The following is a 14,087-nucleotide window of genomic DNA, read 5'->3' as shown; positions in this document are numbered from 1 at the left end:
CCGTCGTGCGCGAGCGCTGTTGTCTATCGGGTTTGGCGCGCCGGTCGCGGACACATGTTGCCGTGATTCGATGGGCCGGTTGGCCCTCGGCCGAAATTAATTGTGTGTCATGGACATTCCCTGTTCAACAACAGGCTGTGTAGACGCCGCCAATATGGTCGGCCGAGCGACTTCGCAACACTCGCCTGCGCACGGTTGGCAGCACGGGGCGTGCTGCTGCGTGCTCTGCACCATCATGATCAATTCGAGAGGCTCGTCATGTCCTTGAAACCGCTGCCGCGCAGTATTTTTGGACCCGAGCACGACGCATTTCGTGCACTCGTGCGAGCGTTCGCCGAACGTGAAGTTGTGCCGTATCTGGCCTCGTGGGAGTCGTCCAACGCGATCGACCGACAGTTTTTCAAGAAGGCTGGGCAAATCGGGCTCCTCGGGAGCGATGTTCCCGAGCGCTTCGGCGGCGGAGGTGCTGACGACTTTCGGTTCAGCGCGATCGTCGCCGAAGAGCTTTGTGCCGCAGGGGACTACGCGGTCGCAATGAGCGTTGTGGGCATCAACGACCTCGTGATGCCTTACTTCAGGGATCTCGGCACCGAAGCTCAGAAGGCGCGGTGGTTGGCTCCGTTGTGTCGTGGTGAAGCAATCGGCGCCATCGCGATGACCGAGCCCTCGACGGGTAGCGACCTCGCGGCGATCTCGGCTACCGCAAGGCCTGATGAGGGCGGTTTCATACTGAACGGCAGTAAAACGTTCGTCACCAACGGCTCGCTCGCGGACGTCATCATTGTCGTAGTCAAGACCGATCCCGCCACCGGCAGAAAGGGCGTTTCGCTGCTGGTCGTCGAAGCGGGCATGGACGGTTTTACTCGGCACGGACCGATGGATAAAGTCGGCCTCAAGCTGCAGGCAACCGCGGAGCTGTACTTCGATGAGGTCTTCATCCCGAATGACAATGTTCTCGGTGATGCAAACAGTGGATTCGAATATCTTCGACGCAACCTGGTGCGGGAACGGCTCAGCATCGCGTTGAGCTCCATGGCCGCGATGACCCGAACGCTCAACGAGGCGATCGAATATGGCTCGGCACGAACGGCGTTCGGCCAGTCGGTGAGTAACTTTCAGGCGAACCGGTTCTACCTCGCCGAACTGGCCACCGAGATTCAGATCGCACAGACCTTCGTCGATCGTTGCATCCTGGAAGCAACCCAGGGTGGACTCGACGAAGCGCACGCCGCGATGGCGAAGTGGTGGACCACCGAGTTACACCTGAAAGTCGTCCACCGTGCGGTGCAACTGCACGGAGGCTACGGATACATGCGCGAGTACAAGGCGGCACGGGACTACCTCGACTCCCGTGCCGCGACGATATTCGGCGGGACCACCGAAATCATGAAGGAAATCATCGGGCGGAGGCTGGCGACACCGTGACCACTGGTGGCCATCGAGGTCCCCGGCGAGTCTCCGTTGTTAGCGTGCAACCGCTTTCACCCCTCCGATCGCTCGAACCGGCTTCGGCTGTCAAACGGATTGTCAGTCTCGTCTGATCGCTAAGCCCTCGGAGAATGAGGCAATCGTGAAGTCTGTCAGAGCGACGGATGTCAATTTGCGACCGCGACTCCCCGGGCTCAGAGCCCAACGCGGCATGAACTCGCTCCACATGCCCACCAGTAGCGTGGCCCGCACCTCGGCTGCGGCCGCGGGGACACCGCGCTCTTGAAGCGCATTGCGCAAGTTTCGTACCTGGCGGGCAAACATGCCGTCAGACCACTTCTTGAGTGTCGGTTCGGTCGCAGCTGCGTCGCGCGCGTGACGCCAGATCCGGCCGACTTGATTCCAGACCGTGAGCGCATGGTCGTACATCGCTTCGATGTCGGCGCGCGTCTGGGCTGCACCGAGTTCCTGAAAGAGTGAGAGCTCGTCCGGCTCGAGGCTCTCCAGCGCGGCGACCAGGATTTCAGCCTTGCTGTCGAAATGGAGGTAGATCGTGCCACGGCTGAGGTTGGCGCGGACGGCGATGTCGTCCATTGTGGTTGAGGCGAAATCTCGCTCGTCAAATTCTTCGAGTGCCGCCTCGATCACGCGACCACGAGTGAGTGCCTTCTGCATCTCGCGCAGCGAGGGCGGCGCTTTGACGGACTCATCGTCGGGCTTGTTGGCAGCGCGGCGCCGTGGTGTCGGGGTCTTAGCCAATTCGACCGGCCACCGGGTGCGAGTTCATCGGGTCATTATTACAGTCAGCGCGGAACGAAGCCCGGAACCGGCCTTGGCCGGACGTGGCGGCCTTTGTGCCTATCTCACGCCCATGCCGATGCATCCGACGTTTCGGGCGCGCCGCGGTGCGGTCATCGCGTGAATTTGAGTATCTCGTTGGCGATGAGATTTGGTAGCTCGAGTTGGGGGCAGTGCCCGGCGCCGGGAATGGTAAGCGACTGCGCGTTGGGTAGCTGGTTGAGGTAGCGCTCCATCTGGTCCGCCGTCGCCGCCGTGTCGTGGTCGCCGCGGATCAGCAACGTCGGTGCTGTGATCTGGCCCGCGTCATCGAGGCGCGGCATCGTCCCGTCGGCTGTGCGCATGGCGGTATGTAGCGCCGGCGCGTCGCATGTGGTGCTGGCGTGGAAGAGGTGGCGTGCCAACGCGGTTGGCACGCGCTCACCGCGAACAACACCAGCGCGCAACAGGATGCGACGCACCCGGGGAATCGCCAGCACCGGAAGTACTGCCGACTTTAGTACGCGCGCGACGCGGTGTGCCTGCACGACGCGGCTGGCAATCGCGAGCCCTTGCCGGTCCGTTTGCATGCCCATTGCGCCGATGGCCACCACGCGGCGGACCCGGCCGCGACGCGCGAGTTCAAACGCGATGAATCCCCCGAGGGAGTTGCCGACGATATCGGGGCACTCGAAGCCCGCGGCATCGAGCTCGCGCTCGGCCGCGTCGGCGAAGTCGCCGATCGTCACAGGCGTATCGGGCAACGGCGGACCCCCGAGGTGTGCCGGCAACGTCGGTGCGAGCACATCGCGGTGCGCCGCGAGCAGAGGGAGCACAGGCTCCCAGATGCGCCACGTCATCCCTGCGCAGTGCAGCAGCACGAGTGGCTGCCCTTCTCCGCCGCGAAACAGACCGCGGGGTCCCGCGGCCCGAATGCGATCGGCGGCCGGATCCGAGGCCGGCGTCACGCGGATAGCGCTTGTTCGAGCTCTTCGAGTGCCTCGCCGGTGTACACGGCCAGGCGCTGCAGGCTGGGGAGTCGATCTCGGTCTCCGGTGAAGCCGACGTTGAAGCGCCCCGCCATCGAGCCTGCGGTGATGCTCAATGCGGCCCCGTGGGAGATGATCGACAGGCCCCAGAGGCCCTCTAGGCGTGCGCCGCGCAAGTACAGCGGATCAGGCGGGCCCGGGACGTTGGAGACCGGGACGTTGAACGGCGGCAATGTACGTCCGGCTAAACCGGTGAGTTGGGCGACGGCGATGGGACTAAGTACAAGCGGACCGTAGAGGTCTCCGGCGGCGGTCGGGAGCTCACGTAGCTTCTCCTTGGAGCGCCGGGTGCCACGCGCGATCGCGGCGATGCGTTCCACGGGGTCGGCAATTTCGGTATGCAGGCTGGCGAATGCGACGCTGATGGCGTTGCTGGATTCCTCGTCGCTCGCGTCGCGGATCGAGACCGGGATGCCGACCGTCAGGCTGGCGGTGGGCAGCTGGTCGAGTTCGCCGAGGTAGCTCCGCAAGCCGCCGCCGCAGATCGCGAGGAAGACGTCATTCACTGTGACGTCGAAGCCCTTCGCGACCGTGACCAGTCGCGCCAGGTCGTAGCTCTGCGTCGCGAACCGGCGCTGCTGCCCGACGCGACCGTTGAGGACGGAACTCGGCGCCGAGTACGGCACGACCCAGTCCTTCTCCGCCGCCACGACCCGTTGACTGACCATCTGTCCAGTCGTGAGCGCGAGCGAGGCGGCGGCGACGGCGCCGTCTCGCGCTGTCCCGAGGGCGCGTTCGAAGCGCTGTTGCAGCGACGGGGCAGTCTTCGCCCGTTGCCGTCGCGATCGGACGGGGAGCGACCAGATTGCGCGCAGTTCGCCGGACTCGGGGTCGGTGTCCATGAGCTGGCCAAGTCGGCGCATCCCGCCGACGCCGTCCATCACGCCGTGATGAACCTTGAAGAACCAGGCGAAGCGGCCGTTGTCGAGACCCTCGATGAGATGGACTTCCCACAGCGGGCGCTGCGGATCCAGTGGCCGCGAAAACAACCGTGACACCAGGACGCCGAGCTCGCGCTCACCGCCGGGCGTCGGCAGCGCCGAAAAGCGGAAGTGGTAGTCAAGGTCGACCTCGTCGTCGGCGAGCGCGGTGAAGGAGGGTGCGAAACGCCGCAGGCTGGGGTTGGTCAGTCGGTAGTTGAACGGCGGCGAGAACGTCCGCACTGAGCGCAGGTCATCGGCCAGGCGGCGCACATAGTCCGGCGGCGCACCCTCGGGAAGTTCAAAGGTTGCCATGACCGCCACGTGTGTGGGTACATCGTTGTTGTCGACGACAAAGAACCAACGGTCGGCGAGGTTTGGCATGGGCATGATGAACAGTTTGCTGTCGGACTGGACGCGCCGTCAAGTGACTAAACGGAGTGACTTATTTGTGGTTTGACGACGGGGTGCCAGGAATCGCCACGCTCCTCAAAAATGTGTTGCGGAACAAGAGTTTTGGGTTCATGCCAGCTCCGCTGGTTGTCCGACGCGGAACTCAGGCCTCAGATCGCCCGCATATCGTCAGGTCACCACGTGCGAAACGCGCGCGCAGCACCTTCTTGTCGAACTTCCCGACACTGGTCTTCGGCACTTCGTCCACAAACGTCCAGCTGTCGGGTATCTGCCATTTCGCGACCCTGTCGGCCAAGTAATCGCGCAGCTCGTCGACGGTCACCGATGTGCCCTGCTGTGCTACCACGGCGACCAGCGGCCGCTCGTCCCACTTATCGTCGGGCACACCGATGACCGCTGCTTCGGCGACCGCCGGATGCGCCATCACGGCGTTCTCCAGTTCGACCGACGAAATCCATTCACCGCCCGACTTGATCACATCTTTCGACCGGTCCAGGATCGTGAGAAATCCATCGACGGTGATGGTTCCGATGTCGCCGGTGCGCAGCCAGCCGTCACGGAACTTCTCCGGGTCGATGGCTGAATCGTCAGGGGAGTAGTACGTCGCCGTGATCCACGGGCCGCGAACTTCCAACTCGCCCGGCGAGTTTCCGTCGCTGGGCACAATCGCTCCATCACCGTCGACCAATCGGGCCCGCACCAGGGACGGAAACCTGCCTTGCGTGTAACGATATGCCCACCGATGCCGGCCCTCGGCGGACGCAGGCGGTCGCGCGACACTGCCCAAGGGGGACGTCTCGGTCATGCCCCACGCATGCAGGATCGGCACCCGGTAGCGCTCTTCGAAAGCGTGCATCAGCGCCGGCGCTGCGGCGGAACCACCGACGACGACCTCTCGCAGGTGGGAGATGTCCTGCGGATGTGCGTCGAGGTGCGCCAGCAATCCGTTCCAGATGGTGGGTACCGCAGCGGCGAAGGTCGGCTTCTCTGCGGCCATGATCGTGGTGATCGGTTCAGGCTGCAGAAACCGGTCGGGCATCACTAGCGAGGCGCCGACCATGAGTGCGGCATGCGGTATGCCCCATGACATTGCGTGGAACTGGGGCACGATCACCAGTGCCTTGTCCGCCTGTGAGAGCGCCATTCCATTGGTCGAGGTGACCTGCATCGAATGCAGGTACATCGATCGGTGCGAATAGGCGACGCCCTTGGGGTCGCCCGTTGTGCCGGACGTGTAACACATTGCCGCTGCCGAACGTTCGTCGATGTGCGGCCAGGTGAAATGATCCGCCTGACCATCCAACAACTCGGCGTATGAATGCACCGCTACACCTTTGGGCGCCTCCAGCGCCGACGCATCACCATTGGCAACGATGACGTGGCGCACCGTCGGCAATGACGGCAGGTACTCGATGAACATCGGGACCAACGATGCGTCGACGATGATCACCTTGTCCGCGGCGTGATTGACGACGAAGATCAGCTGCTCAGGGATCAACCGGATATTCAGGGTGTGCAACACCGCACCCATCGCCGGCACCGCACCGTAGACAACCATGTGCTCGTTGTTGTTCCACATGAAGGTGCCGACGAGGTCGCCCTCTTCGATGCCCAAGCCGCGTAGCGCATTTGCCAGCCGAGCTGCCTCCACACCGAGGTCGCCGTAGCTCATCGGCCGGGTTCGGTCACCGGTCCAGGTAGACACCGTGGCTTCCGCGTGCACGGTGGTTCCGTATCTGAGAAGTGTTGCAAGCGAGAGGGGCTCGTCCTGCATCGTGCTCAGCATCTGCCTAATTCTCCATTCGAGCAGTGGGTACCGGCGCCGGTGCCGAGTCAGTGATCAACGGGCGTTCGCAACAGTCAGTTCGTTGAATCCGTCGTAGTCCTCAGCTGCGACGGCGTTGCAAATCGCTTGATAGCGGGCGAATCCACCGAGGTAGATCGAGAAGCGCCGGGGTTTGCCGGGGACGTTCGCGCCGGTGTAGTACGAATTCGGGGCCGCTGCGAAGACGCTGCGCTGCGCTCGCTGTTCGACCTCCTCGGTCCAGCGCTGCTGTGCTTCGGGGGTCGCCTCGATGGCCTGGACGCCGCGAGCGTCGAGGTCAGTGATGCAATCGGCGATCCACTCGATGTTCTGTTCGGCCAACGCGACCATCATGGTCAGTCCGAGTGGCCCGCCGGGGCCGGCCACGGTGAACAGATTCGGGAAGCCCGCGATCGCCAGACCCAAGTAGCTTGTGGGGCCCTGCGCCCAGGCCTCGCGAAGCCGAATTCCATTGCGGCCCTGGATATCGATGCGCAGTAGCGCGCCGGAGATGGCGTCGTAGCCGATGGCGTAGACGATGATGTCGACGTCGATGAACGTGCCGTCGGCGAGCCGGATACCGGTCGGCTCGATCGCAGCGATCGGATTGTCTCGTACGTTGACGACGTCGACATTGTCGCGGCACAGGGCCTCGAAGTAACCGTGGTCGACGCACGGACGCTTGCCGGCGAAGGGATGGTCGGTTGGCGTCACCAGGTCGACAAGCTCGGGATCGGTTACGCGCGAACGGATGTCAGACCGGATGAAGTCGGCGACGACCCGGTTGGAGTCGAGGTCGGTCAATACGTCGCGGAACGCGCCCACGTATGTGAGGGCGCCACCTTCTGCGGACCGGCGGCGCAGTTCTTCGAGTTGCTCGTCCGGCGTGCATTCTGCCGCGCGGCGGAGATGCGGTTCGGTGCTCGTCCCGCCATAGGATGCGCGCTGTCGCTTTCGCCGCTCGGGGTAGGTCGCCTTCTGCTCGGCGATTTCAGTGGCATCGAGGTCGCGGTTGCGGCCGAGGACGCTGAAGTTCGGGGTGCGCTGCAGGACGGTGACATGCGCTGCATCGGCGGCGATTTCGGGTACCGACTGGATCCCGCTCGCGCCGGTGCCGATCACGGCAACCCTCTTGCCTTTGAAGTCGACTCCACCCTGCGGCCACGTCGCCGTCATGTACGACTCGCCGGCGAACGTCTCCGCACCATCGAACGGCGGCGCCAATGGCGCTGACAATCCGCCGGTGGCGAACACGCAGTAGCGCGCCCGCAGCGTCCCGGAATCGGTGGTCAGTGTCCATTCAGCGGCGGTTTCGTCGTAGGTCGCCGATTGGACGGTCGTGTTGAGCAGAATGTCGTCGCGCAATGCGAATCGGTCGGCGACGTGGTTGAGGTAGCGCAGGATTTCCGGCTGCGCGGCGTAGCGCTCACTCCATTCCCATTCCTGGTCCAGTTCTGGGGAGAACGAGTAGGAGTAGTCAGCGCTTTCGACGTCGCAACGTGCGCCCGGGTAGGCGTTCCAGTACCAGGTGCCACCGACCTCGGGTGCCGAATCGAGCACCCGAACCTTGAGCCCTCGGCCGCGCAGGAGGTGCAGGGCGTAGAGACCGGAGAATCCCGCTCCGACTACGAGAACATCGAATTGCGGCGAATTGCTTTCCATACCGCCAGTCTGACCGATCGTCCATTGACGGTCAACACCGTGTTCAGTAAGTTAACGTATTGACTCGTTTAGAGACTCTGTGTTGGAGGTTTGGTGGGTGCCGTCAGTCAGGAACACGATTTCGACTGGGTCGTGATCGGCTCGGGGTTCGGCGGCAGTGTCTCGGCACTGCGCTTGAGCGAACGCGGCTATTCGGTGTGCGTGCTGGAGAGCGGCCGCCGGTTCGCTAGCACCGACCTTCCGACGTCCGGCTGGAAAGTCCGGGACTTGCTCTTCGCCCCGCGACTGGGTCTGCGCGGCATCATGCGGATGTCGCTGTTCAGGGACGTCGCGATCCTCAGCGGCGCCGGTGTCGGCGGCGGCAGTCTGGTCTACGGCGCGACGCTCTATCGCGGCAGCGAGGAGTTCCAGTCCCGCCTGACCGACGCAGTCGGCGAGCATGTCGACCTCGACCCGCATTACCGGGAGGCCGAACGAATGCTCGGAGTCGTCGACAACCCGCGGCTGACCCCTCGCGATGCGGTCGTCAAGCGTGCGGCCGACCGACTCGGCTACGGCGATACCTGTCACCCGACTCGGGTCGGCATCTTCCTCGGTGAGCCCGGCGTAACGGTGCCCGATCCATTCTTCGGCGGCCAAGGGCCGGATCGGACAGGCTGCCTCGGCTGCGCGGAGTGCCTGATCGGCTGTCGCCACAACGCAAAAAACAGTCTGGACAAGAACTATCTCTGGCTCGCTGAACGCCGGGGCACTCGGGTGGAACCTGAAATGCAGGTATCGGAGGTCAGGCCGATCGGTGCCGCGGACGGCTCGGACGGCTACGCGATCGTTGCGCACCGCCCCGGCGTGTTCGGCTGGCGGCAGAGGCGCGTAATCCGTTCTCGTGGCGTGGTTTTCGCCGCTGGCGCCATCGGCACCAACAAGCTGCTCGGTGACTGCAAGGTGCGCGGCATGTTGCCGCTGCTGAGCGATCAGGTCGGCGAGCAGGTGCGCACCAACTCTGAATCGCTGACAGCGCTGACGCCGCGTGACCGCAACGTCGAGCTCGGCCTCGGCGGCGTGTCGATCACCGGCAGCGCGCACCCGCTGCCGAGCATGCATATGGAGACCGTCGCATTCGGCTCGGGAGGCGATTCGATGAAGTTCCTGTTCGCGCCTCTCACGCCCAACGGGACCCGAGTGACCCGTCCGCTGAAGATGCTGGCCGCCATCATGCGCCACCCGATCGACGCGGCCCGCGTCACCAACCCGGTCGGCTGGTCGCGCCGTTCAATGGTCTTTGGCGCCATGCAGGACATCGAGGGCAAGCTCAGCTTCGAGACACGTAAGCGCCGCCTCGGTCTCGGCACTCGCATGAACACTCGCCCGGACCCACTGCACCCGATCCCGACATTCATTCCCGAAGTGCACGAAGCGATCAAGCTGATGGCCGAGGAACTCGACGCCGTCCCGCAGACCCTGGTGCCGGAGGCCCTCCTCAACACCACGGTCACCGCTCACATTCTGGGCGGCGCCGTGATCGGGACTTCGCCGGACAACAGCGTCATCGATGGCAACCACCAGGTCTGGGGCTACCGCAACATGCTGGTGTGCGACGGCTCAACAGTGCCGTGGAACGTGGGCGCCAACCCGAGCCTCACCATCGCCGCGATGACAGAGCGTGCGATGTCGGCGGTGCCGGCGAAGTCGGTCGAGCAGGCTGGATCGGCGTCAGGGCAACTCGTCTGACACCGTGGCGCCCGTGGCTGCGAAGAAGAAGTCGGCCAACGCAGCTACGGTCGCCCGACGATCGGCTGTCGTCCGGTCGCACACGTTGGCCACGAAGTCGTTCCACATGCAGACCAAGAGCAAAGAGCGCGCATACCGGCGCTCGTACGGTTGCACCCCGAAGTGTTCGAGGACTTCGCACACCCTCAACACCTGACGATCGACGAATTCGTCCCGCCAGTTCCGTACCGCCGGATCGAGCGCCACGGCGTCGCGCATGTGCCGCCAGATTCGGCCCAGGCCAGTGACCCAGACCTCGACAGCGTGATCCATGATCGTCTCGAGTTCGCTTCGCGTGGTGGCGGTTTCGGCGGCCGCGTAGATGGCCAATTCCTCTGGCGCGAGGGCGTCCAGGGCGGCGTGGATGATGCCCGATTTGTCGGCGAAGTGGAGATAGATCGTGCCACGGTTGAGATTGGCGCGCGCCGCGATGTCGTTCATGGTGGTGGGGCCGAAGCCCCGCTCGCCGAACACCTCCATCGCGGCATCGATCACCCGTTCGCGGGTGAGCTGCTTCTGCACTTCCCGCAGCGGCAACCGCTGTTCGGCCGCCGATCGGCTGTGTGCCGAATCGGCTTCGGGAACCGAGGCGTCCGCCATCCCTACCGGGGGAATCCGTTGGTGACGTATTTTTCGGAAAGATTGCGGCGCAGCAGTTTTCCGCTTGGGAGCCGCGGGAGCTCGTCCGCGAAATCGACTGAGCGGGGGCATTTGAACTTCGCGAGCCGGGCCAGGCAGTAGTCGATGATCTCGGCTTCCATCGGCGCGCCGGCGACATGGCCAGGGGCCAACTGCACAACCGCTTTGACCTGCTGACCCATTTCGTCGTCGGGAACTCCGAGAACGGCAACATCGGCAATCGCCTCATGCAGCACCAGGGTGTCTTCGATCTCGCGCGGATAGATATTCACTCCGCCGCTGATGATGAGATCGGTCCGCCGGTCCGACAGGTATAGATAGCCCTCTGCGTCGAGGCTACCCAGATCGCCGAGAGTGCTCCAACCGCGTTCGTTGTAGGCGGCGGCGGTCTTGGCGGGCTCGCCGTGGTATTCGAACCGGTTACCGTTCTCGATCCAAATCTCGCCGACTTCGCCGACGGGCAGCTGGTTGCCGTCGTCATCGAGGATATGCGGGGTACCGACCACAGCCCGCCCCACCGAGCCGCGATGTGTCAGCCACGAGGCGCTGTCGATGACGAACAGCGAGTTGAACTCGCTGGCTGAATAGAACTCGATCACGCACGGGCCGAGCCATTCGATCATGCGCTCCTTGACGTCCGGCGGACACGGCGCAGCTGCGTGAAACACCAGTCGCAAGCTCGACAGGTCGTAGCGGTCGCGCACGTCCTGCGGCAACTTCAGCATGCGTACGAACATTGTCGGAACCATCTGGACGTGCGTCACGCGGTATTGCTCGATCAACGCAAGGGTCTGCTCGGCGTCAAAGCTGTCGACGATCACCGTCGTGCCCCCGTGGGACTGCGTGCCGAGCGACCAGCCTTGCGGCGCACTGTGGTAGAGCGGGCCGAGGCTGAGGTACACGGTATCTTCGCCAAAGCCGAACTGCGCCTTCAACAACGATTCAATGGGCAGTCCGGCCCCGAACGGGGCGTCAGGGACCGCGGGCATGATCCCCTTGGGCGAACCGGTCGTGCCCGAGGAATAGAACATGTATGCGCCTTGGCGCTCGTGCGAATCCACGCCGGGCGCGACAGAGTCCAGGGCCACCTCGTAGTCGTCGAATCCGGGGATGCTGCCGTCGACGGCAAGTGTGACGGCAAGCTGGGGATTCGACGCGGCGACGACTTCGGCCAGTGATGTGAGCTCGGCCGACGCGATGAGTGCCTTCGCGCCGCTGTTGGACACGATGTAGGCCGCCTCGGCGGGGCCCAGGTGCCAGTTGACCGGAACGAATATCAGCCCGCTGCGCTCGGCACCCCAGCTGACATTGAGATAGCCGGGAGTGTTCTTCAACAGCAGAGCGACAACGTCGCCTGGCTGCAGCCCACGGGCTGTGAAATACCTTGCCAACAGCTGTGATTCGGAGTCCAGTTCGCCGAAGGTCACGACGTCGCCGGTGCTGCCCGAGATGGTCGCCGGCTTGTCGGGGAATCGACGGGCAAAGGCAGATATGGCCGGCAAAGGCGATAAGGACACTGAGTTCTCCATTGGTCAGTCATCGATCGGAACGCCGTCACGCAGCAGCTCGATCGCTCCGGACGGACAGGTACCGACCGCCGATCGCAACTGCTCAAGTGTCAGCGCAATGCCACCATCGATCGGCTCGGCAAGTTCGTCGGCGTCCAACCGGAACGTTTCGGCGTAGTTGGACACGCAGATACCGGAACTCATGCAGATGTCTTTGTCGATGCGAGCGGTAACTGTCATGCCCATCCCATCCCATTCCGTGTGATCGCAGTAGCCAGCATTGCGGTGCGGCGGCGGTATGTCAACACTCTTGCTAGTCAATCAACAGCATGTACACTCAATATACGAGCAGCCTACTATCGCATAGGCCGTGAGTGGGATTACATTCACAGTCAAGGCGTTTCGCCTTATCGAAAGGACGACCATGCCGTATTTCGCCGACGCGGGCGAGGTGTTCAGGTATATCGGCGGAGCATTCCGGCTCGCGAACGACCATCCGGAGGCGGGTCCCAAGCTGCGCGCGGCCGACATGGTTCTGCGTTACGAGTTCCACGAACCGTCCGCGGCGCTCACACTGGTGCTGCGCGATCCGGCGATCGAGGTTTTCGAGGGTGACACCGACGTCGTACCGGATGTCACGATGCGGATGTCGGCCGACGACGGCGATAAGTTCTGGCGCGGCAAGCTGAATGCCGCGGTTGCGCTGGCACGCGGCCAGGTGAAGGTGGAAGGCGCAGTCGCCAAGGTGCTCAAACTGATTCCGGCGGCCAAGCCGGTGTACCCGTTGTACGAACAGCTGACGGCGGAAAAAGACGCCGCAACACCGTCGGCGTGACGCCGCGTACCCAGGAGAGCGAAGTGCAGCAACAGACGATCACCGACCTGTCGGACTACGGATTCTGGTCGCAGGATCCCGACACCCGCGCCAGGATCTTTGCCGAGCTCCGAGCGGAGCAGCCGGTGCGCTGGGTGCGTCAGCCGGCCACGCCGGTGTTCCCCGAACCGGACCCGGAGGACGGATTCTGGGCAGCGCTCAGCCACGCCGACATTCGGCGCGTCTCGCGGGATCACGAAACCTTCTGCTCGTCGCAGGGGATTCACCTCGACAGTCTTCCGCCCGAGATGCTCGAGGCGGCGGCGTCGTTCCTCGGTATGGACAATCCCCGGCATGCGAGTGTTCGTGGGCTGGTGCAGAAGGCGTTCAGCATGCGTGCCGTGCGCCAGATCACGGACCAGATCGAACACGACGCGCAGGCCGTCGTCGATCAACTCGCTGAAGACGAGGGCGGCGACTTCGTCCAGCGGGTATCGATGCGCCTGCCGGCGATGACGATCGCGCGCATGCTCGGCGTCCCCGAGGCCGACCGCGAGACGATGCTGACCGCGGTGGAAGACATGGTGTCCAGTTCGGACGAGGAATACCTCGAGGGCAGGGAAGGGTTGGAGGTGCTGTTCGGCGGCGTCGTCGTTCTCGCCACCTACGCGATGGAGATGGCCGAGCACCGGCGCACCCATCCGGCCGACGATCTGATCTCGGCGCTTGTCGAAGCCGAGCTCGATGGCGAAAAACTGAGCGACGCCGAGATCGGGGCGTTCTTCGTGCTGCTCGCCAGCGCGGGCAACGACACCACCCGCCAAACCACGTCGGCGGCGATGTACGAACTCACCCGTAATCCCTACCAGCGCGCTCTACTGCTGGCCGACCTGCCGGGCCGGATCAACTCGGCGATCGAGGAATTCGTCCGTCATTCCACTCCCGTGATGACGTTCGCCCGGACCGCGACCTGCGACACCGAGCTCGGCGGTCAGGCGATCCGGAAGGGCGAAAAGGTCGTGCTCTTGTATTCGTCGGGCAATCGCGATGAGCAGGTGTTCGAGAATCCCGACGCGTTCGACATCCTGCGCAATCCCAACGACCATCTCGGTTTCGGCGGGGGAGGTGCCCACTACTGTATGGGCGCCCCGATTGCGAAGGCACAATTGCGCGCATTGTTCACCCGGCTGCTCACGACGTATCCGGAATTGACCGTGGCTCAGCCCAGCTACATCCCGGGCCACTTCATGAACGCGATCCGCAGCATGCCCATGCACACGGGTCCCCGCGCGTAACTGTCAGCGA

Annotated in this window: 12 protein-coding genes; 4 read left to right on the top strand and 8 right to left on the bottom strand. The window is 63.9% G+C overall.

Annotated elements, in window-relative coordinates; genetic code table 11:
* Nucleotides 1-258: 258 nt before the first annotated feature.
* Nucleotides 259-1,425, top strand: coding sequence for an acyl-CoA dehydrogenase family protein (locus ACWW1C_RS15750; RefSeq protein WP_455984301.1), 1,167 nt, complete (start codon nt 259-261; stop codon nt 1,423-1,425).
* Between the two features lie 102 nt (nt 1,426-1,527).
* Here ACWW1C_RS15750 and ACWW1C_RS15745 read toward each other — a convergent pair whose 3' ends face one another.
* The 5 genes from ACWW1C_RS15745 to ACWW1C_RS15725 all read right to left on the bottom strand — a co-directional run bounded on the left by ACWW1C_RS15745 (nt 1,528) and on the right by ACWW1C_RS15725 (nt 8,054).
* Nucleotides 1,528-2,187, bottom strand: coding sequence for a TetR/AcrR family transcriptional regulator (locus tag ACWW1C_RS15745; RefSeq protein WP_455979260.1), 660 nt, complete (start codon nt 2,185-2,187; stop codon nt 1,528-1,530).
* A gap of 152 nt (nt 2,188-2,339) precedes the next feature.
* Nucleotides 2,340-3,065, bottom strand: coding sequence for an alpha/beta fold hydrolase (locus tag ACWW1C_RS15740; RefSeq protein WP_455984300.1), 726 nt, complete (start codon nt 3,063-3,065; stop codon nt 2,340-2,342).
* Between the two features lie 104 nt (nt 3,066-3,169).
* On the bottom strand, nt 3,170-4,564 hold the full coding sequence (locus ACWW1C_RS15735; protein ID WP_455979259.1) for a WS/DGAT/MGAT family O-acyltransferase: 1,395 nt from the start codon (nt 4,562-4,564) through the stop codon (nt 3,170-3,172).
* Between the two features lie 166 nt (nt 4,565-4,730).
* Nucleotides 4,731-6,374 (bottom strand): long-chain fatty acid--CoA ligase, encoded by a 1,644-nt coding sequence (locus ACWW1C_RS15730; RefSeq protein WP_455979258.1) that lies wholly within the window; start codon nt 6,372-6,374, stop codon nt 4,731-4,733.
* A 54-nt stretch (nt 6,375-6,428) separates the two neighbouring features.
* On the bottom strand, nt 6,429-8,054 hold the full coding sequence (locus ACWW1C_RS15725) for a flavin-containing monooxygenase (protein ID WP_455979257.1): 1,626 nt from the start codon (nt 8,052-8,054) through the stop codon (nt 6,429-6,431).
* Between the two features lie 93 nt (nt 8,055-8,147).
* Here ACWW1C_RS15725 and ACWW1C_RS15720 point away from each other — a divergent pair, with 93 nt between their 5' ends.
* Nucleotides 8,148-9,782, top strand: a complete 1,635-nt coding sequence (locus ACWW1C_RS15720) for a GMC oxidoreductase (RefSeq protein WP_455979256.1) — start codon at nt 8,148-8,150, stop codon at nt 9,780-9,782.
* On the opposite strand, the gene ACWW1C_RS15715 is transcribed toward ACWW1C_RS15720, so the two are convergent.
* From ACWW1C_RS15715 to ACWW1C_RS15705, 3 genes are read right to left on the bottom strand one after another with little or no spacing between them, the layout of a single operon-like run.
* Entirely contained in the window at nt 9,765-10,421 is a 657-nt protein-coding gene (locus tag ACWW1C_RS15715) for a TetR/AcrR family transcriptional regulator (protein ID WP_455979255.1), read from the bottom strand. The two genes, ACWW1C_RS15720 and ACWW1C_RS15715, sit on opposite strands and share 18 nt — an antisense overlap.
* 2 nt (nt 10,422-10,423) lie before the next feature.
* The gene (locus ACWW1C_RS15710) at nt 10,424-11,977 is read right to left on the bottom strand and encodes an AMP-binding protein (protein ID WP_455979254.1); all 1,554 of its coding nucleotides are present in this window, start codon (nt 11,975-11,977) and stop codon (nt 10,424-10,426) included.
* 15 nt (nt 11,978-11,992) lie between these two features.
* Nucleotides 11,993-12,208 (bottom strand): ferredoxin, encoded by a 216-nt coding sequence (locus ACWW1C_RS15705; RefSeq protein ID WP_455979253.1) that lies wholly within the window; start codon nt 12,206-12,208, stop codon nt 11,993-11,995.
* 184 nt (nt 12,209-12,392) lie between these two features.
* On the opposite strand from ACWW1C_RS15705, the gene ACWW1C_RS15700 reads away from it, so the two are divergent.
* Complete coding sequence (locus ACWW1C_RS15700) at nt 12,393-12,803, top strand: SCP2 sterol-binding domain-containing protein (RefSeq protein ID WP_455979252.1); 411 nt, start codon at nt 12,393-12,395, stop codon at nt 12,801-12,803.
* A gap of 23 nt (nt 12,804-12,826) precedes the next feature.
* Nucleotides 12,827-14,077 (top strand): cytochrome P450, encoded by a 1,251-nt coding sequence (locus tag ACWW1C_RS15695; protein ID WP_455979251.1) that lies wholly within the window; start codon nt 12,827-12,829, stop codon nt 14,075-14,077.
* Nucleotides 14,078-14,087 lie beyond the last annotated feature (10 nt).

Source organism: Mycobacterium sp. HM-7, assembly GCF_053852335.1.
The sequence above is the reverse complement of the archived record's forward strand: the minus strand, read 5'-3'. Positions and strand labels throughout refer to the sequence as shown.